Source organism: uncultured Butyricimonas sp. (assembly GCF_959596855.1).
Classification (GTDB): Bacteria; Bacteroidota; Bacteroidia; order Bacteroidales; family Marinifilaceae; genus Butyricimonas; species Butyricimonas muris.
The window spans coordinates 68024-87845 of record NZ_CAUFYA010000002.1 but is presented as its reverse complement, the minus strand read 5'-3'; the positions used below and the strand labels follow the sequence as shown (position 1 = coordinate 87845).

The 19822-nt window shown below is 45.7% G+C and carries 14 protein-coding genes and 1 pseudogene; 9 read left to right on the top strand and 6 right to left on the bottom strand.

Features of this window, described 5'->3' with window-relative positions:
* Window positions 1-44: 44 nt before the first annotated feature.
* From Q5866_RS01690 to Q5866_RS01665, 6 genes are all read right to left on the bottom strand, one after another.
* Complete coding sequence (locus Q5866_RS01690; RefSeq protein WP_303178372.1) at window positions 45-797, bottom strand: fibrobacter succinogenes major paralogous domain-containing protein; 753 nt, start codon at window positions 795-797, stop codon at window positions 45-47.
* Between the two features lie 15 nt (window positions 798-812).
* Complete coding sequence (locus tag Q5866_RS01685) at window positions 813-1829, bottom strand: hypothetical protein (RefSeq protein ID WP_303178370.1); 1017 nt, start codon at window positions 1827-1829, stop codon at window positions 813-815.
* Between the two features lie 11 nt (window positions 1830-1840).
* Window positions 1841-3397 (bottom strand): RagB/SusD family nutrient uptake outer membrane protein, encoded by a 1557-nt coding sequence (locus tag Q5866_RS01680; RefSeq protein WP_303178368.1) that lies wholly within the window; start codon window positions 3395-3397, stop codon window positions 1841-1843.
* Between the two features lie 11 nt (window positions 3398-3408).
* Window positions 3409-6951, bottom strand: a complete 3543-nt coding sequence (locus Q5866_RS01675; protein ID WP_303178366.1) for a SusC/RagA family TonB-linked outer membrane protein — start codon at window positions 6949-6951, stop codon at window positions 3409-3411.
* A gap of 166 nt (window positions 6952-7117) precedes the next feature.
* A complete protein-coding gene (locus Q5866_RS01670; protein WP_303178364.1) occupies window positions 7118-8272 on the bottom strand; it encodes a FecR domain-containing protein in 1155 nt (384 codons plus the stop codon).
* A 57-nt stretch (window positions 8273-8329) separates the two neighbouring features.
* Window positions 8330-8875: an RNA polymerase sigma factor gene (locus Q5866_RS01665; protein ID WP_303178362.1), complete on the bottom strand. Its 546-nt coding sequence runs from the start codon at window positions 8873-8875 to the stop codon at window positions 8330-8332.
* 467 nt (window positions 8876-9342) lie between these two features.
* On the opposite strand from Q5866_RS01665, the pseudogene Q5866_RS01660 reads away from it, so the two are divergent.
* From Q5866_RS01660 to Q5866_RS01620, 9 genes and pseudogenes are all read left to right on the top strand, one after another.
* A pseudogene (locus Q5866_RS01660) lies at window positions 9343-9944 on the top strand (virulence RhuM family protein).
* Between the two features lie 16 nt (window positions 9945-9960).
* Window positions 9961-10662 (top strand): (d)CMP kinase, encoded by a 702-nt coding sequence (cmk, locus tag Q5866_RS01655; protein ID WP_303178360.1) that lies wholly within the window; start codon window positions 9961-9963, stop codon window positions 10660-10662.
* Complete coding sequence (locus Q5866_RS01650) at window positions 10646-11488, top strand: 4-hydroxy-3-methylbut-2-enyl diphosphate reductase (protein ID WP_303178358.1); 843 nt, start codon at window positions 10646-10648, stop codon at window positions 11486-11488. The genes cmk and Q5866_RS01650 overlap by 17 nt, the downstream gene beginning before the upstream one ends.
* Window positions 11489-11624: 136 nt before the next feature.
* Window positions 11625-12605 (top strand): 6-phosphofructokinase, encoded by a 981-nt coding sequence (pfkA, locus tag Q5866_RS01645; RefSeq protein WP_099294467.1) that lies wholly within the window; start codon window positions 11625-11627, stop codon window positions 12603-12605.
* Window positions 12606-12818: 213 nt separating this feature from the next.
* Window positions 12819-15275 (top strand): primosomal protein N', encoded by a 2457-nt coding sequence (gene priA, locus Q5866_RS01640; RefSeq protein WP_303178356.1) that lies wholly within the window; start codon window positions 12819-12821, stop codon window positions 15273-15275.
* A gap of 369 nt (window positions 15276-15644) precedes the next feature.
* Window positions 15645-16637: a MoxR family ATPase gene (locus Q5866_RS01635; RefSeq protein ID WP_099292034.1), complete on the top strand. Its 993-nt coding sequence runs from the start codon at window positions 15645-15647 to the stop codon at window positions 16635-16637.
* A gap of 167 nt (window positions 16638-16804) precedes the next feature.
* Window positions 16805-17683 (top strand): DUF58 domain-containing protein, encoded by an 879-nt coding sequence (locus Q5866_RS01630; protein ID WP_099292035.1) that lies wholly within the window; start codon window positions 16805-16807, stop codon window positions 17681-17683.
* A 26-nt stretch (window positions 17684-17709) separates the two neighbouring features.
* Window positions 17710-18747, top strand: coding sequence for a BatD family protein (locus Q5866_RS01625; protein ID WP_227215227.1), 1038 nt, complete (start codon window positions 17710-17712; stop codon window positions 18745-18747).
* Window positions 18748-18821: 74 nt separating this feature from the next.
* Window positions 18822-19814 (top strand): VWA domain-containing protein, encoded by a 993-nt coding sequence (locus Q5866_RS01620; RefSeq protein ID WP_303178352.1) that lies wholly within the window; start codon window positions 18822-18824, stop codon window positions 19812-19814.
* Window positions 19815-19822 lie beyond the last annotated feature (8 nt).

The window sequence follows — 19822 nt, the reverse complement described above, 5'->3', positions numbered from 1 at the left end:
ACGTGTTTATTCACGTTTGATTTCATTTGATTCCTAGTAGCGGTTTAGTCTTGTGCATCTCGCACGTAACGTACACTCATGTATTTCGAGAAATTGCCTTCGTAATTCGTGTCATAGCTTTTTGTAGCGTTTCGCTCGATTTGCGAGGTGGTACAAGATACTTTTCGGAAATACACGGTCGGGGCAAGAGTCATGTCATTTTCGGATACCGCTTCCGTGGCAGTCCAAAAATAACCGTGTTCTCTCAAGTGTCGGTGACGTACATCCGCGGGACGACCGTACACTAAAGCGAATCCACCCAATCGTAGCAACATCCCGCTACCTGTCGCGTCTTGTTGGAGCAATGCGCCTTCAACGCTTCCGCGCATTCCGGTTGCTTCAGCCTCTGATTCGGACATACCCATGGCTTGTTCCAGTTTTTTCCAATCGTCATCGGTAGGTAGACGCCAGCCTTCGGGGAGTAATTCTGCATTCTTCAACGCTTCTTCGTAAGTGTACATGTTGCCATAATTATCCCAATCCGTGGCAGCCTGTTCTCTATCGGTATCGACCACATACACGAGGTCTCCCCAATCGTCAACTCTTTTTTGTTCGTAATAGCGTTCTCCGGCCTTGAAATTGCTGGTCATCCAATCCAGTCCCGCGTAACGAACCCACCCGTATTCGTTACCTTCATTGTCTTTAACGGTTCCTTCCGCTTCCGGTTTTATCTCGGGCAGGCGATTATTGTCATCGTCGTTACATCCGATACATACCGAAAGTATCACGACTAATATATATCCAAATATCTTTTTCATATGCTGTTTATTTATTTAAAAAACAAATCCCATGTCACTAATTATTTTTTTAATTAAGCTGTATTTCGTGCGAACGATAGGATAGTCTTTATACTCCTCCATAAATTCTTCCTCCGGAGTATTGAAAATAGCTTTAACGTAAGTATCTCTATCGTCTGAGGCGTAGCTGGGAAACCATCCTCTCGTGCTGACTGAAATGAATCCACACTCGTTGGCAATTTGTTTACAGTATGCGTAATATTCATTGTAAGCTTGTACAGCCTCGTTTTGAAGGTATTCTTCTTCATTTATTTCTCCTGCTTCGTAAGCATCCTTTGCATCATCATAATCATCTTTATAATTATCATAAAAATCATCATAATAATCATAGAAATCCTCGTAGAAATCTACATAATCATACCAATAGTATTCATCGCTGAATGCGTTGAATTCATCAAAAATAGCTTTGTCTAACTTTTCCATTTTATTCGTGACGATGGATTGGAAGATTGTCGTGCAATAATTACTGTACGCTTGTTCATCCTCCGTACCGAGAACCGGTTTCATATTCAGAGCCAGACAACGTTCACCCTCGTAATAATCAATAGTTCTCCATTTTTTCCTGTACCAATCGGAGAGATTATCCACTAACAGGAATGAATAGGGGCGTACCGATTTGCCCAAGTGCGGAAGTATGTAATCTTCAACAAACTTGATGGCTTCCTCTTTTGTCGTTTGTGTATTTATATACTCGAATTGGAAGTCTTTTCCATCATCACTTCTAAGAGAGTAACCTAAATCTATTGTTTCCGTGTACCAGTAAGGCGTGCCGTCCGCGTAAGTGCCTCGTTGTTCGTGGCGAAGAGTATCATTGAAAAGCACGTGAACCCCGTGGTCTTCATAGAATTTGCGTTTTATCACCGATTCCGGGTCTGTCGCGTTTTCCGACACGGAGAAATAATCATCGCGTTCGCCAGTCGGCTCTAGTGAATCTTCCTTGCTGCATGCTCCTAAAAGCAAACTAAAGATAATAAGGTAAAATATTTTGTCCATCTTATATTCCATTAATAGTTAATAGTTTCGTATGGTTCTCGGTCCGGGCGTTCGTTTTTGCCCAGCGTGTTCTGGAATTCGATTACTTCTCGTGGAAGAGCCAACGTGTAAGCCTTGTCGTCTTTCTCCAGTCGATAGTAACGAGCTTGGGAAATCACTTGGGAGTATGTATCCGGGTCCATTTTGAAATCATAATAAATGTGCGTGTGCTCTTTGGACCAACGATATTTGTCGCATACCGTGTAGCGGCGTAAGTCATACCAGCGATGACCTTCCAGACAAAGTTCGCGTTGGCGTTCCAGTCGTATGGAATCGACAAGTGCGTTTCCCGTGGCGTTAAGGGCGGGAGGAGTTTTGTATCGTTTGCTGCGTAGTAATTGAAGTTTCTCGCGTGCGATATCCTCGTCATTGTCCAATGCGGCGGCTTCTGCCAGATTTAAATATGCCTCGGTTGTGCGGAACAAGTAGTTATCTGAGATAGGACATTTGGATGCTGCGTGTTCTTTCATGTCCCACCGAACTTTTTGGAAGATGAAATAATCTCCCTCTTTTTTGATGTAGTGTTTCTTTCTCAAATCATTGTCATTAAAAGCGTTGCACAACTCCTCCGAGATGTAGAACGGACGCTCGTTGTCGTAATGCCGGCGACCTTCGTATCCCATGATGCCGGTTGATAATTGGTGTCCTCCCATGGAAAACAGGATTTCGGGCAACGAGGCATTCAGGAAATTGCCATTTTCGTCGGCAAAACCATTCAAATCGGTTAGGGCATCGTTGCGGTCAAGCACAAGTTGGGCGTATTTCCGGGTATTCGGGTAGTCCTGCATGTAAAGATAAACCCGGCTCATCAGCAAATAGGTAGCCGTTAAATCGGCATGATAAATGGATACTCGTTCCGTTTGTTTCAAGCAGGCTTCTGCTTTTTCCAAATCATCGATGATTTGAGCGTACACCTCGGATAACGTCCCCAAGTGATAATCCTTATCTTCAATATAAGAGGTTAATTTTAACGGGATACCCGGGGTTGAAGCCGCTTTGGATGGTTCGTAAGGAGCGGCGTAGAGATTGGCAAGGGTGAAATAATACAAGGCGCGTAGGAAATACGCTTCGCCTTCGATTCTGATTTTGTCGAGTTCTTCACTTTTATTGCGTGCGGTTACACAATCTAGCTCGTCCAGTATCATGTTGGTCGTGTTGATGTATTTGTAGCTCTTTTCCCAACATTCGTCTTCTGAGCTGATACTTGTTCCCTTGGGATTCATGCCCACTTGGCGTTGCCAAGTGAAGTAACCGAACAATGCTTCCGGGTCAGCAACCTCTAAACGGTTCTCGTTGATAGGTCCTTGTTGCAGTTCGTCCGACATGAAATGGATGAATAGGTTGTAAGGTTGTAGGGCGGAAGAATTATATTCTTCGTAAAATCCCACGGGAAGATAGGCATCTCCCAATAGCAATTCGTTCAAATCGTCGACGGTTTCAACCTTTGCCAAATCTTGAGAATACTCTTCAAGAAAGCTGGAACAAGCCGTTAGAGTGAATAGGAGGAATACTATAAATATATTTTTCATAGCAGGTTGTTTTAAAATGAAACGTTCAAACTAAACGAATAAGTAGGGCGGTCGGACAAGGACACTTCCGTGAATCCTTGTGTAGGGGTTTGCCCTTTTAACTTTTTGGAGCAAATCGTGAATAAATTGGTGCCTGATAACGAAATGGCAAGTCTGCTTAATCTTAATTTGGGCAGAATGCGTTCGCCAAACTCGTACGTGAAACTCAAATTGGAGCATTTCAAGTAGTTACCGCTAACGACACGTGCATCCGAATAGTCGTACATATCCCATAAGTTGTCGGCAAATGTTTGAATATTGTAGAAGTTGACACCTGACCAATGTTCGTTGTAATCGAAGAAATATCCACTGTTGTAGGAGATAATAGCCGGGATATTCGTGTGTTTCTCATCCCCCGGATTTTTCCAACGGTTCAATAATTCGCGATGAAGATTACTTTCCGGTGCTATTTTAAGACGCTCGTTATAGCGGAATGTTCTGAATAGCCGGACTTTTGACCCCAAGCTGTAGGCAAACATCCCGTTCATGCGCAAGTTCTTGTAGCGTAAAGTCGTGCTTAGGCTTCCGGACATATACGGTTCGCGGCGTCCGGAAGCAGTTAATACTTTTTTGAAAGTATCGTATTTGCTTAATCCGTCCAATTCGTGTTGACGGTCTTCGTAGTCATCGAATATCGGACCGCCGTTGACGGGACTTAACCCGATAAATCGGTACGAGTAGAAAGTATTTACGGCTTTGTTTTTCACGACCACGGTCCCGTCGAGGAAATCTTCGTAATCGTAGGTTTGTGAATCCGGGTCGCTTTTCACTTTGTTGAAATCTTTCGAGAACGAGGTCGACAGCAACCAGTTCCAAGTTTTACTCTTGATAGGGTTGAAGGTAACATCGATGCCGTATCCTTTATTTTCAATGTCGCCACCGTTGATGCTATAAGAATCCAATCCGTTTATGGTAGCGATTTTCTTGGTCATGAAGGCATCTTTTGTCCGTTTGTAGTAATATTCCGCCTCGATTTGGATGCGGTTGTCCAGAGCGGCAACCGTAAGACCGAGATTGAGCGATTGCGTTTTTTCCCATTTGAGGTTCGGGTTAGGCACTTGGTTCACCGATGCGGTCATCTCCTTGTAATAAGGGTCGAAAGGATTTTTTTGCATCAATAGCACCGGTGAAACATCCGAAAGCATATTCCCTTGGTACCCGTAAGACATTTTAAAACTCAAGTAGTTGAGCCACACCCGTTTGAAGAAATCGTGTTCCGTGAGATTGTAATTCCCGGATGCCGACCAGATGGGAAGGAATTTGTCATTACTCTTGTCCCCGAATCGGTTTGACCCGTCGGTACGTCCGTTCACGTTTAGGGTAAAATAATTCCGGTAACTGTAAGAAATACTCAAATAGCCCGAAACAATGTTGGACAGGTCATCTTTAATCGAGGGAGTATTATTGGCAGCCCAAGCCGCATAGGCAGGGTAATCTTCTGCGTTGATGTTGTTCACGAACATTTTTCCCCGTTCGGGATAGTATCCTCTGTGAACAGACGAGAAACCGTTATAACGCGTGGAACTCATCTCGAAACCGCCGCTGGCATTGATGTTATGTTGTTCGTCTGCTCCCCAGTATTTATTGGCATTCACCTGCAAACGTGCCGTGTAAGAGTTTTGCCGGGTTTCGTTGTGCTTTAATTCGCCCCCGAAAGGAAGTGTACCTTCGCTCCATGGAGTTTCCCCGTAATTAGCTCTACGAATAGTGGCGACATGCCATGTGTGTTCGCCCCAGTAGCCTTCTATTTCCGTGTTGGAATTCGTGTAAGAGAGAATGGCTTGTGCGTTCAGCCAGTCTGTAAAACGGAATTGTAGGTTTGTGTTGACCGTGATTCCAGAGGCGTTTTGTTTGGAGTAACTGTTTTCGAGTTCGTTCAATATATTGTAATTCCAATATGAGTTACTTGTGCTTTCATATTTTTCGTAGTACGCGTATTCTCCCTCCTCGTCATAGGCGGGGATAGCACGACTGGAATTGTAAGCGTAATCCAGCGGGGCAATTTCATCCTGATTATATTTTTTCTTGCTGATATTCCCTTGTAACTGAACGGAAGCGGTGAACCATTGACTGAATGTGGTTTCAAGATTCAGGGATGCCGTGTAACGTTGGTTATAATTTCCCTTGATGACGTCATTGTCACGGGTGAACCCGATGGACGAGTAATAACGGGTTTTCTCCGAACCGCCCGACATGCTTAACGTGTGTTGGTGCGAGAACGTATCTTCGGTCAACAGGTCGAACCAATCCGTGTTCACCGTTTCCAAGCGTGCCACTTTTTCGGCAAACTGTTTGTCCGTAATTTTTCCTTGATAGAGTTCTGATAATAATCCCTCGTATCCGACCATGTTAGCGTTATAATCGTATTCATAATGTTGCTCGTGAAGTTCCCGTGATACTTGGATTCTTTCCCGGGAGTTCATCAAGTCTATTTTGCGGTCGGAATAACGCGGACGCTGACGGAAGGTAGCTGTCATGTTATAGTTGATAACCGGTTTCCCGATATGACCTTTTTTAGTCGTAACCACGATGACTCCATTGGCAGCTTTTGCCCCGTACAAGGCGGTTGCCGCCGCGTCTTTCAATATATCCAAACGCTCGATGTCCTGCGGGTTTAGTCCCGCGATGGCATTACCGATGCGGTTGATATAGTCCGGGTCATTCAATTCTTCTGCTTGGATTGGCACGGGGTCTTGCACGATGATTCCGTCCACTACCCATAATGGTTCACGATTACCCACCAAAGTCGATGTACCACGGATACGAATTTTTGGAACGACACCCACTTCACCCGAGTTGGTCATCAAAATCATTCCCGGTACCCGACCTTCCAGCATTTGGTCAATGGATGTTGCGGAAGCAATCATGATATTGTCAACGTTTAATGTTTTGACGGCACTCGTGTTTTTTCTCCGGTCCACTCGTTGGTAACCCGTCACCACTACTTCCTCCATCTCTTGCGTGTCTTCTTCCAGTACCACCTTTAACAACTCTTCCCCCTTGTACCGAATCGTTTGCGTCTTCATCCCGATGAAGGACACGAGCAACTCGATATTGTTCGTGTCCTTCGGTTGCACGAGCTCGAACCGTCCCTCGGCGTTGGTCGACACCCCGAGTGTTGTCCCTTTTATCATAACCGTCACGCCCGGTAGCGGTTCTTTATTCTTATCCGTGACGATACCTTTGATTTTTCGTATCTCTTCTTGCTTTTGGATGATAGCCTTGCGGAGCACGATAACGTTCTCGTGAATACTGTATTCCAACCCGCTACCTTTCAGGCATACGTCCAGAATAGACCGTATATCGGCGTCCTTCATGAGAACGGATAGGTTCCCGAGGTGACCGACTTCTTCCACGTTGTAAACGAACGTGTACTCACTCTGTTGTTTAATTGTTTGCATCACGTCACGGATACTCCCGTTCTCGACCTCTACCGTCAGGAGAGCCTCTTGCGCGAGGACTCCCGCCGATAGATTCATGCAAAACAACAACATTAACAATGCGTTTAGCTTCATAATTAGCAACAATTTTTTTAATTTTTCATGCACGGGGGCATGAATAAAACAATCATTTTTCATACTTTTGTTTTATAGGTTTATAATTACGCTCGCTTTGACGGGGGAGCGTATATCATTAAATTTGTGGCAGGTCGTGTTGGTAGCATGACCTGTTTTCTTTTATCTACTTGATGTATATGGTATTGCCCTCCTTTCTGCATTTGACCACCCGGGTTTCCTCTATAAAGTTGAGTACCTTGTCTATATCATCATAGCGGGATACTTCAAGCGTGAACCGGCGTTGTTTGGCATTTTCATTTTCAAAGACCACCCGGAACTCGTACCAGCGGGCGAGAGTTTCCATGATTGAGGCAAGGGGTTCTTCGTCGAAGTAGAACATATCCCGTACCCATGCCGTGACTACTCGCGTGTCTACTTCTTTCACCTCTATTCGCGGGTTATTCCGGCTGGTGATGGCTTGTTGTCCCGGACTGATGACCTGAGTAGTAACCTCGTTGCTTACTTCAACCTTACCGTTGACGAGGGTTGTGGCTACTTCTTTTTCCGAGTCATATGCGTTCACGTTGAATGTCGTGCCCAGCACGGCAATCTCAGTTCCTGCCGCGTGAACGATAAATTGTTTGGATGTATCGCGGGTTACTTCAAGGTAGGCTTCCCCGCTTAACCACACCTCCCGGCTGTCCCCGTTGAACGCTACCGGGTATTTCAAGGTACTTTCCGAGTTCAGCTTCACGATCGTGTTGTCCGCCAGTTTCACGGTGTATTCCCCGTATTTGGGTACAATGATTTTGTGGTAAACGGGAATTTCTTGGAGTGATTCCTGCTCGACAGTCGTGTAATCAATTTCTTTTTGATTCATCTCGAGAGGGATACTTGCAGTTTGTTTGATAGCGGCATGTTCTTCCCGGTCGAGGGTGATGGTGTTGCCATTCTCGAGCACGAGTTGCACCGAGTTCAGCGGGCGTGGCGTCATTATTTCATCGGCTTTATCCCGCGAATAGAAATGCAGAATACCCGTCGTGAGTAATACTGCCGCGCAGCAGGCGACAGCCGTGTAACTTACCCGGCGCCATGTGGCGTATCTTTTCGGGCGTACCCGGTATCTTCGGGTAAAGTCCTGCCACGCTTTCTCGGTGGTTGGCATCCCGTTGTTCCGGGAAGTTCCCGCGTGCAACAGTTTTTCGTAAAGTTGACGGTTTTCCTCGCTTTGTGCCGCCCACGCCGCCAGCCGCCGTTCTTCATCCTCCGGTAGAACCCCCAGTTTGTGCAGGGCAACCAGACGTGCGACTTCGATTCTTTTTATAATTTGTTTTTCCATATTCATTCTTTCTACTCTTTGAATACGGATGAGGTCGAAAAGCGGGTGAGTCGATTTCTAGATTTTTAATAAATATTTCGCGAAGAATAATATAACGTATTCTTTACCAATAATTTCTCGTAGCTTGGAATACATCTCTTTTTTTAGCGATTTGACCGAATTGATGGAAATACCCAACGTGTCGGCTATTTCTTGGTTCCCCAATCCGTCGAGTGCAAGACGGGCTATTTCAAGACTGCGACCGGTCAATTGTGCAACGGCGGCTTGAACGAAACGTATCATTTCTTGGTTCGTGATTTCATCCAGAAAGAAATCATCGGAATATAATTTCTCTTTCAATTCATCGACGTCTTCCGTGTTGAATTTTTCGTGCCTCAGGACATCCATGCAGAGATTCTTAGCCGTGATATAGAGAAAGGCTATGGCATTTTGACGGGAATAAGCATCATCGAGCCGCTCGTACAGTTTGAAAAAGGTTTCTTGAGTCACATCCATGGATTGTTCCCGGTCTTTCAAATAGGTATGACAAAATCCCACCACTGCTTGAAAGTGACTCATGTACAATTCCTTGAATGTGTCTATGCCTTTAATGCCGTTTTCCATGCCTCGTGAGTTGAAAGCACAAATATAATGTTAATATTTTAAAAGTCGAAATATTATCTTCTTTGATATGTGTACTTGGAAAAGGTGTTATTTTATTTGAAGTTTATAAGTATTAAAGCGTAAAATAAAGTAAATAACAGTTATAATATATCTATATTATTTATAGTTGATTTATAGCATCTCCTATTCAACTCCCATTCAACTCCTATTCAACCCCTATTAAAATAGAAAAATAATAGGATTTAATTAAGAAATGAAAAGGTTATTTTACAAATTAAATAAGAAGGAAATAAATAGTATATTTAATTTTTATATAGGAATACATGCTGTTTTCTTGTTTACCAATTCTCGATAACCGCAATCGGGTCATCACTGTTTCTTTCAGAAATTATCACTACTTTTGCATATGTCATCAATAATTTATTGCTAGTTTCTGGAACCATTCTTTAAAGAAGAAAAATAGACCAATGAAAGAAGAAAATAAAATTATACTTTATCAAGACGATAACGAAATAACTCGTGTATCTGTGCGTTTTGCCGATGAAGATGTATGGCTGACACAAAATCAGTTGGCTGAGATTTATAGTACAACTCAACAGAATATTAGCCAGCATGTAGATAATATCTATAAGGATGGGGAGTTGGGGGTGGAGGCAACTCACAAGAAATTCTTGTTAGTTCGCCAAGAAGGTAAGCGTCAAGTCAAAAGAGATATAGATCATTATAATTTGGATATGGTAATTGCTCTAGGTTATCGTGTTCAGTCGCAAGTTGCGACTCGCTTCCGTCGTTGGGCAACGCAGCGACTTCATGAATATATCCAAAAGGGTTTTGCAATGGATGATGAACGATTGAAGCAAGGTGGCAATCTATTGCCCATAAAAGAAAAATACTTATCGGCAAAGGTAACATATCACATAAACAGGCTATAGAAAAGGCAGAAAAAGAGTTCGAGATATATCGTAAACGAGAAATGGAATTGCTTGAAAGTGATTTTGATAGAGAGATAAAGAGGTTGAAAGAAAAAAATGATTTTTTTTCGCGAGTTCTTTGTATCTTCGCACGTTGAATAGATTTGAATGAAAATGGAAAAGAAAGGTTTGATAGTTGCCGTGGACGGGCATTCTTCGACGGGAAAAAGTACTGTTTCCAAGATTTTGGCGGCACGTTTAGGATATACTTATATAGATACGGGTGCGATGTACAGGATCGTGACCTTGAGAGCGATGCGGGACGGGTTGATTAGTGACGGCAAGGTAGACGACGAGGGATTGAAACGAGTACTTCCGTCGATTGTTTTCGGTTTCAAGTATAATGACGAGAAGAAACGTTACGAGTCCTACATGAACGGGGAGTACGTGGAGAAGGCTATTCGGGGACTGGATGTGTCGGATAACGTGAGTCTGGTTGCTTCGTTGCCTTACGTGCGGGAGTTGCTGGTGGAGAAACAGCGGGAAATGGCGAGTGCCGGTGGCGTGATCATGGACGGTCGGGACATCGGTAGCGTGGTGTTTCCGAACGCGGAAGTGAAATTCTTTATGACAGCGAGTCCGGAGGTACGGGCGCGACGTAGGTACGAGGAGTTGAAGGGAAAAGGGGAGCAGGTGACGTACGAGGAAGTGGAAGCGAACGTGCGCAAGCGGGATTATATCGACGAGCACCGGGAAACAGCCCCGTTGGTACGGGTGCCGGATGCCGTGTTGATTGATAATAGCGATATGACGGTGGAGGAGGAAGTAGAAGAAATGATAAAGCTCATTCGTTCACGATATGAAAGTAGAGATTGACGAGAATTCCGGTTTCTGTTTCGGCGTGGTGAACGCTATCGCCAAGGCCGAGGAAGAGTTGCAGCAGGGGGAACTTTATTGCATCGGGGATATCGTTCACAACAATCTGGAGGTGGATCGCTTGAAGGGATTGGGGTTGCGGACAATAGACCACGAGGCGTTTGCCGACTTGCGGGATTGCCGGGTATTGTTTCGGGCGCATGGCGAGCCGCCTAGTTCCTACGCTTTGGCGGAAAAAAATAATATTGAAGTGATAGACGCTTCGTGCCCCGTGGTATTAAATTTGCAGCAGAAAATCAGAGCGGCATACGAACGGGTGAAAGCGAACGGTGGACAGATCGTGATATACGGGAAGCGGGGGCATGCCGAGGTGAACGGGTTGGTAGCGCAGACGAATGGGGAAGCGTTGGTCGTGGAGCGGGAGGAAGATTTGAATGAGATAGATTTTTCACGATTGGTTATCCTGTTCTCGCAGACGACGAAAAGCCTTGACGGGTTCAAGCGGATCGAGGAGTTGGTGAGAGCGAGTGCCTGCGGCGGCGTGGAGGTGAACGACACGATTTGCCGCAAGGTGGCAAACCGAATCCCGCAGTTGAGGGAGTTTGCGGTGCGACACGACGTGGTGCTGTTCGTGAGCGGGGAGAAGAGTTCTAACGGCAAACAGTTGTTTGCCGTGTGTCGGGAAGCGAATCCGAGAACCTATTTCGTGCAAGGTGTAGCTGATTTGAGCGATGAGATGTTCGTGGGGGCGGAAAGCGTGGGAATCAGTGGAGCTACATCGACACCGAGATGGGTGATGGAAGAGATAAAGAATGCGGTGATTTAAGATTTATGATTTACGATTTGTGATTGTAAATTTTAGATTTACGATTTTGGATTGAAGAAGAACAAGTAAGAATATAAATTGATTGATTGTAATTGGCATTTTCAATTTTCAACTTTCAATTTTCAATTGAATGATTATGGGAAAGATTAAAAGAATAGGTGTTTTGACCTCCGGGGGGGATGCTCCGGGGATGAATGCCGCTATTCGGGCGGTGGTGAGAGCGGCGATTTTTAATGGCTGTGAGGCATACGGGATTTATGACGGTTACGAGGGGTTGATCGAGGGAAACATGAAAAGACTGGAATCTCATGACGTGAGTAATATCATACAACGCGGGGGAACGATCTTGAAGACAGCCCGGAGTGCTGAATTCCGCACGGTGGAAGGACGTGCAAAGGCTTACGAGCAGATGAAACAGAACGGGTTGGACGCGTTGGTGGTGATTGGTGGAGATGGTACGTTCTCCGGCGCCCGCTTGTTGTGTCAAGAGCATAACGTGCCTGTCGTGGGGGTTCCCGGTACGATAGACAACGACCTGTACGGTACGGATTACACGATCGGCTACGATACGGCGGTGAATACCGTGGTGGATGCTGTCGATAAAATACGCGACACGGCGAGTTCCCACAACCGCTTGTTCTTTATCGAGGTGATGGGACGAGATGCCGGGTTTATTGCCTTGCGTTCGGCTGTTGCCACGGGTGCGGAAGCGGTGTTGGTGCCGGAGATTGAAACGGACGTGAATGATTTGGACAAGTTTTTGGAACATGATTATAAACCTCATAAGTCGAGTGGTATCGTGATCGTGGCAGAGGGTGACAAGTCGGGAGGAGCCTACACGATCGCGGATAAGATATCCAAGAAGCACCCGGAGTATGACGTGCGGGTGACCGTGTTGGGGCATATTCAACGAGGTGGTTCTCCTTCGGCATTCGACCGCGTGATGGCAAGCACGTTGGGCGTGGCGGCGGTAGATGCTTTGCTGGACGACCAGACCAGTATCATGGTGGGTATCATGAACAAGGACACCGTGCATGTGCCGTTCAACAAGGCAATTAAAAATTCCAAACCGTTGAATCATAATTTATTGGGGTTGACGGAAATCTTATCAATTTAGTGATTTATGATTTTAGATTTAAGATTAAACACCTCCGTCAGCTACGCTGCCAAGTGAGCCCGAGAGCCGGTCTCGAACCAGCTCCCGCTCGGCAAACCGAGAGCAAGCTCTCTTTCTGCCCTCGCTTACTCGCTGGTTTCCTCTATAAACAGAGGAGGAGTTGGTGATTTAAATCATAAATCGTAAATCGTAAATCGTAAATCATAAATTATTTTGCAGTTCGCTGACATCATCATCCCTTTGGGAGTGGAGAATTTTTTTACTTATTCGGTACCGACGGAATTCGAGGGAACGGTAGCGGTAGGAGGGCTTGTTGTCGTTTCGTTCGTGAAGAATAAGCGTTACACGGGGGTTGTTTACGCGTTGCATTCCAACCCGCCCGTGGGATTCGAGGCACGTCCGATAGAGCGGGTGATAGAGGAGGGATTCGCTCTTTCCGCTTCTCATTTGAAGTTTTTGTTGTGGTTGAGCGAATATTATATGGCTCCGCCGGGAGAGGTGACACGGGCGGCGTTGCCTGTTGCCATGCGTTTGGAGAGTTACACGAGTCTTTGTCTTGCCGCGGATTGGCAGGAAGATGGAACGGGAGGGGTAGAGTTGAGTCCGATGGAACGGGAGGTGATCGGGGTATTCCGACAGAACGGGGAAATTTGCATGGCGGAGGTGGAAAAGTTATTGCGACGGAAAGACGTGTACGTGGCGGTGCGTTCGTTGTTGGAGCAAGGGATTATTCAAGTGAAAGAGTCCGTGGATGATTTGTTCAAACCTAAATTGGAACGGTTGGTGCGTTGGGCGAGAGCGTTTTCGGGGGAAGAGTTGGGGGAGATTATGGATTCGTTGAAACGGGCGAAGGCGCAACAGAAAATGTTGTGTGACTGGATTATGTATTGCGACGAGCATCACACGGATTCGTTGCCTAAGGCGGAGTTTACCGGCGTGATCGGTAATTCGACGGCGGCATTGAAGGGATTGTGCGAGAGGGGGGTGCTGGAAGTCGCGACAATAGAGGTAAGCCGTTTGGATAGCACGGGGGAGGAGGTGCAGGAGATGCATGCCTTGTCGGGAGAGCAGGAACGGGCGTTGGAACAAGCGCGGGGGCATTTCAAGGAGAGGGACTGCGTGTTGTTGCAAGGGGTGACTTCCTCGGGAAAGACGGAGGTGTATATACATTTAATAGAGGAAACGATTCGGCAGGGGAAGCAAGTGTTGTATCTTTTGCCGGAGATTGCTTTGACGGTACAGATCGTGAAACGGTTGAGGCGGGTGTTCGGCGACCGGGTGGGGGTATACCATTCGGGAATGACGGACAGTGCCCGTGCCGAGATGTGGCGCAGGCAGAACGGGGAGAATCCTTATCCCGTGGTACTCGGGGTACGTTCTTCTATTTTCCTGCCTTACAGGGATTTGGGATTGGTTATTATCGACGAGGAGCACGAGGCTTCTTACAAGCAGAAAGAACCCGCTCCCCGTTATCATGGCAGGGACGCGGCTATTATGCTCGGCAAGATGAACGGGGCGAAGATATTGCTGGGTTCTGCCACGCCTTCGTTCGAGAGTTACCAGAATGCCATGAGCGGTAAATACGGTTTCGTGGAGCTGACCACCCGTTTCGGGGAGGTCATGATGCCCGAATTGATGTTCGTGGACGTGAAAGAATATCGCCGGAAGAAAATGATGAAAGGGAGTTTTACTCCCGTGTTGTACGAGGAGATGAAGCGGGTGCTGGAGAGGGGTATGCAGGTAATTCTGTTCCAGAATAGGCGGGGGTATTCCACTTTTTTGCAGTGTAACCATTGCGGGGCTATTTTAAAATGCAAGCATTGTGATGTAAGCATGACTTATTATCGTTTCCGGAATACGCTGAATTGCCATTATTGCGGGAGCCTGCGTCCGGTGCCGACTGTTTGCGAGGAGTGCGGTCAGGGACATTACGTGAATCGCACGCCGGGGACGGAGCGAATCGAGGAGGAGGTGAAACAGTATTTCCCGGAGGCACGCGTGGCACGCATGGATTTGGAGGTGATGAGCAACAAGGTGAAATTTCGTGCTTTGATTGAAGAGTTCGAGGCGGGGAATCTGGATATATTGATCGGGACGCAAATGGTTTCGAAGGGGTTGGATTTCGAGCGGGTGAAATTGGTGGGAGTTATGGATGCCGACAGTTTGGTCAGTTTTCCCGATTTCCGAGCCGAGGAACGGGCTTACGATATGTTGATGCAGGTAAGTGGTCGTAGCGGTCGGAAAGGGGAACAAGGAAAAGTGGTTATTCAAGTTGCCGACCGGGAGAACCGGGTGTACCGGTTGGTGGAAAAAGGGAGTTTCCACGGGTTCTATTCTTTCTTGTCACGGGAACGGGAGATGTTTCATTATCCGCCCTTTTCCCGGTTAATCCAGATAGAATTAAGGCACGTGAACGAGTATTCTTTGCGTAATGCCGCGAATGAATTAGCCCGAAAGTTACGGGAACGATTGGAACGTCGGGTATGCGGTCCGGCGGAGCCGGAAGTGGCAAGGGTGCGGAAAATGTACCGTATACAAGTGCTGATCAAGGCGGAGCAGGGACTTTCGTTGTCGAAATTGAAGACTTTTATTCGGCAGAAGTGTGACGAGTTATTGAAAGGGGAGTCCGGCAAGGGATTGAAAGTTTATTTTGACGTGGATCCATTATAATCTGAAGGCAAATAGGCAGATTTCTACTTATTGTTAAGTGAACGGAAGGGAGAATTGAGCTGATTTTTGAAGTTTGATTGTTAATTAATGTGCTAGTAGAACAAGTCAAATGTTAAAAATATAATCGTATATCGGTAATAATCCGTAATTTAAGACGAGATTAGAAATTATTTGGGAAAACCTTAAAATTTGCATTAACATTATTTAGTATCCTTGATTTTAACATTTGCCGGAATAATACCTATTTTTGGAAAAACAGAAACGAGGGAAGAGAAGTAAAAAAAACTCTTTTCCGTGAAGTTTGAAACCGAGGTGATAATTTTGACGTTAAAATGTAGTATTAATAAATCAAATATAAAAATCAATGATATGAATACGGTTGATATCAAAGCATTGAACGAGCGCATACAACAAGAGAGTTCTTTTGTCGATATGATTACGATGGAGATGAACAAGGTGATTGTAGGACAGAAACATCTTGTGGAGGGACTTATGATCGGTATGCTTTCTAACGGGCATATTTTGTTGGAAGGTGTTCCGGGGTTGGCGAAAACCTTGGCGATTAATACCCTTGCCAATATTATTAACGCTAAATTCAGTCGAATCCAGTTTACCCCGGACTTGCTGCCTGCCGACGTGGTGGGTACGATGATTTACTCCCAGAAGAAAGAGGAGTTCGTGGTGAAGAAAGGTCCGATTTTCGCTAACTTTATTCTGGCGGATGAGATTAACCGTGCCCCGGCAAAAGTGCAATCCGCTTTGTTGGAAGCGATGCAGGAGCGTCAGGTGACGATAGGCGATATGACTTATAAACTGGATGAGCCTTTCTTGGTAATGGCAACACAGAACCCGATAGAGCAAGAGGGTACTTATCCGCTGCCGGAAGCTCAAGTTGACCGTTTCATGTTGAAAGTGGTGATTGATTACCCGAAGAAAGACGAAGAGAAACTGATCGTTCGGCAGAATCTGGAAAAGACGTTCCCGGTAGCCAATACCATTTTGCAACCGGAGGATATTTTGCGTGCCCGTGAGGTCGTGAAAGAAGTTTATCTGGACGAGAAGATCGAGAAATATATCGTGGATATCGTGTTCGCTACCCGTTACCCGCAAGAACACGGTTTGGAGAAATTTGTTTCCATGATCGCTTACGGTGCTTCACCTCGTGCAAGTATCAGTTTGGCGAAAGCGGCTCAAGCTTACGCGTTTATCAAACGCCGCGGGTACGTGATTCCGGAGGATGTTCGTGCCGTTTGTCACGACGTGTTGCGCCACCGTATCGGGTTGAGTTACGAGGCAGAAGCCAACAGCCTGACCAGCGAGGACATTATCAGCGAGATTTTGAACACGGTTGAAGTACCTTAGAAATTGAAAATTGAAAATTGAAAATTGAAAATGACATGTTTTCAATCTGAGATTTTCAATTTGATGGCGAGAGAGTTTAGAATTGAGTTAGAATTTAGAGTGAAAAAGCGTTAGTCTTGTGCGGTTGGAATCTAAAATCTAAAATCTATAAATCTAAAATTATTAAGGTGGAGACTTCAGATTTATTAAAACGTGTTAGGCAGATCGAGATAAAGACGCGGGGGTTGTCAAGCAATATCTTTGCCGGCGAGTACCACACGGCTTTCAAGGGACGGGGTATGACCTTCAGCGAGGTGCGGGCGTACCAGTACGGGGATGATATCCGCAGTATAGACTGGAACGTGACCGCCCGTTACAATCATCCTTACGTGAAGATATTCGAGGAGGAGCGCGAATTGACGGTGATGTTGCTGATTGACGTGAGTGCCTCGCGTAATTTCGGAACGGTTTCGAAATTGAAGAAGAACCAGATCACGGAGATCGCTGCCGTGTTGGCATTCTCGGCTATCCAGAATAATGATAAGATCGGGGTAATCTTTTTCTCGGATCAGATAGAGAAGTTTATCCCGCCCAAAAAAGGACGTACGCATATCCTGCATATTATCCGCGAACTGGTGGATTTCTACCCGGAACGCAAGCAGACTAATATTGCGATGGCTTTGCAATACTTGACGAACGCAATCAAAAAGCGTTGTACTTGTTTTCTGATTTCCGATTTTATGGATGAACATGATTTTGAACATCCTTTGATTATCGCGAACAAAAAGCATGATGTCGTGGCTTTGCAATTGTATGATCGTCGGGAAAAGGTGTTGCCGCCGGTGGGGTTAATGTACTTGACGGATGCCGAAACGGGAGAGAGCGTGTGGGTGGATACTTCCGACAAGAAGGTTCGTGATCAATTCGAGGCGTACGCTTTGGAACGGGATAAAGAACTGGACAGGATATTCAAACATTCCGGGGTGGATATGGCATCTATCAGCGCGGATGAAGATTACGTGAGATCATTGATAGCATTGTTCAAGAGAAGAGGGGCTGGGTATTAATTGAAACTGAAAATGGAGAATTGAAAATGAAAAATAGGGTTGTTCTATTCGTAATATTGCTACTGTACGGTATCGGGGGATTGAAAGCTCAAAGCCGGGAATACGCGGCGGAGCTTGATACCAATTATATCATGATCGGTGACCAGATCAATTTCAGAATGAAGGTAAAGGCTGAACCGGGATTGAAGATCGTGTTTCCTCAATTGAAAGACACTCTGGCAAAAGGTGTGGAAATTATTTCCGGACCTGTTCGGGATTCTATCAAAGAGAAAGACGGACGGATACTCGTGCAGGAAAGTTACGTGATCACGTCTTTCGATTCGGGAGTGTTCATGATTCCGCCTATGCCTATCGAGATACAGCAGGAAAGTTATAACAACACGCTACGAACCGACCCGTTGGAGTTGATAGTGAATACTTTCGTGGTCGATCCGCAGAAAGGGAATTTCGATATCGTGATGCCTTTGGCTGCCCCGTGGACGTTCGCGGAGATACTGCCTTATTTATTATGGACTCTATTGGGTGTCGTGGTAATCCTGTTGATAATTTGGATTATCAAGGTGCGGAAATCACGCAAGTCACTCTTCGGGCACGAGAAACCGGCTATACCGCCTTACGTGCTTGCCATGAAGGCTTTGGAAGAGATCAAGAAGGAGAAGTTATGGCAAAGTGGTAAGACAAAAGAATATTACACGCAGTTGACTGATACGATTCGGAACTATTTGGACGGTGAGTTGGGTATTTCGGCGATGGAGCAAACTTCTTTCGAGACTTTACAGTCTTTGGAGAAGTGCGAAAAGGTGAATGCCAAACAGCGGGATAAGTTGGCGGATATGTTCGAAACTGCCGATTACGTGAAGTTCGCCAAGGCGGAACCGTTACAGGACGAGAACGTGCGTAACTTGGATATCGCTTATGATTTCGTGCAGGAAACGAATGACACGATCCGGGAAGAGAAAGAAAAAGAACGTCTGGAACGAGAGTTGAAAGAGCAACAGGAGAGAGAGGCGGCGGAAAAAGCAGCGGCGGAAGCGGCAAAGAGTGAAGAGGAGAAAAAGAATTAATTTACGATTTATGATTTTTGATTTATGATTCTCAGAATCTAAAATCAAGAAATCTAAAATTTAAAATAGAGAATATGTTTGGATATGAATTTGCAAACCCCGAATACTTTTGGTTATTGTTGGTACTGGTGCCAATGATTATCTGGTATATTTTTAAGGAGAAGCAGTCGCATGCCGATATGAAATTTTCTTCTATTCGGGTGTTCAAGCTGATGAAACGGGGAAACCGGATTTGGTTGCGTCACCTGTTGTTTGTGGCTCGGGTGTTCGCTATCGTTTTTCTGGTATTTGCTTTAGCTAGACCACAGTCCAGTTCGAGTTGGCAAACGTATAATAGTGAAGGTATAGATATCATGTTGGCATTGGATATTTCCGGTAGTATGTTGGCTCGGGACTTTACTCCCGACCGATTGGAAGCCGCGAAAGAAGTTGCCACGAAGTTCATACTGGAACGTCCCCAAGACCGGATCGGGTTGGTGGTATTCAGTGGAGAGAGTTTCACGCAGAGTCCCTTGACGACGGATCATGCGGTGTTGGTCAACGTGATGAAAGATATTGAAAGCGGGATGATCGAGGACGGAACGGCTATCGGTCTGGGATTGGCAAATGCCGTGAATCGTTTGAAAGACAGCAAAGCGAAATCCAAGGTGGTTATTCTTTTGACCGACGGTATCAATAACCGGGGGGCTATTGCACCGATGACGGCGGCGGAATTGGCGAAGACCTTCGGAATCCGGGTGTACACGATAGGTGTCGGTTCGCTGGGAGAGGCTCCTTATCCCGTGCAAACTCCTTTCGGCGTGCAGTTACAACGGATGCCGGTGGAGATTGACGAAGATATTTTGACTCAGATAGCCGATATGACTGGAGGTAAGTATTTCCGTGCCACGGATAACAAGAAACTGGAGCAGATATATAAGGAAATAGATCAATTGGAGAAAAGCAAAGTGGAGGTGAAGCATTTCAGTCGCAAGAACGAACACTTCTTCTATTTTGCCTTGATCGGAGCTTTATTGCTGATACTGGAAGCGTTAGGCAGATACACGTTATTGAGGAAAATTCCTTGATTTTAAAT

What these genes read in the sequence shown, in the direction of transcription:
- Q5866_RS01690 (WP_303178372.1), bottom strand. Translation starts at nt 797, where the DNA reads ATGAAAAAGATATTTGGATATATATTAGTCGTGATACTTTCGGTATGT.
- Q5866_RS01685 (WP_303178370.1), bottom strand. Translation starts at nt 1,829, where the DNA reads ATGGACAAAATATTTTACCTTATTATCTTTAGTTTGCTTTTAGGAGCA.
- Q5866_RS01680 (WP_303178368.1), bottom strand. Translation starts at nt 3,397, where the DNA reads ATGAAAAATATATTTATAGTATTCCTCCTATTCACTCTAACGGCTTGT.
- Q5866_RS01675 (WP_303178366.1), bottom strand. Translation starts at nt 6,951, where the DNA reads ATGAAGCTAAACGCATTGTTAATGTTGTTGTTTTGCATGAATCTATCG.
- Q5866_RS01670 (WP_303178364.1), bottom strand. Translation starts at nt 8,272, where the DNA reads ATGGAAAAACAAATTATAAAAAGAATCGAAGTCGCACGTCTGGTTGCC.
- Q5866_RS01665 (WP_303178362.1), bottom strand. Translation starts at nt 8,875, where the DNA reads ATGGAAAACGGCATTAAAGGCATAGACACATTCAAGGAATTGTACATG.
- cmk (WP_303178360.1), top strand. Translation starts at nt 9,961, where the DNA reads ATGGAAAAGAAAGGTTTGATAGTTGCCGTGGACGGGCATTCTTCGACG.
- Q5866_RS01650 (WP_303178358.1), top strand. Translation starts at nt 10,646, where the DNA reads ATGAAAGTAGAGATTGACGAGAATTCCGGTTTCTGTTTCGGCGTGGTG.
- pfkA (WP_099294467.1), top strand. Translation starts at nt 11,625, where the DNA reads ATGGGAAAGATTAAAAGAATAGGTGTTTTGACCTCCGGGGGGGATGCT.
- Q5866_RS01635 (WP_099292034.1), top strand. Translation starts at nt 15,645, where the DNA reads ATGAATACGGTTGATATCAAAGCATTGAACGAGCGCATACAACAAGAG.
- Q5866_RS01625 (WP_227215227.1), top strand. Translation starts at nt 17,710, where the DNA reads ATGAAAAATAGGGTTGTTCTATTCGTAATATTGCTACTGTACGGTATC.
- Q5866_RS01620 (WP_303178352.1), top strand. Translation starts at nt 18,822, where the DNA reads ATGTTTGGATATGAATTTGCAAACCCCGAATACTTTTGGTTATTGTTG.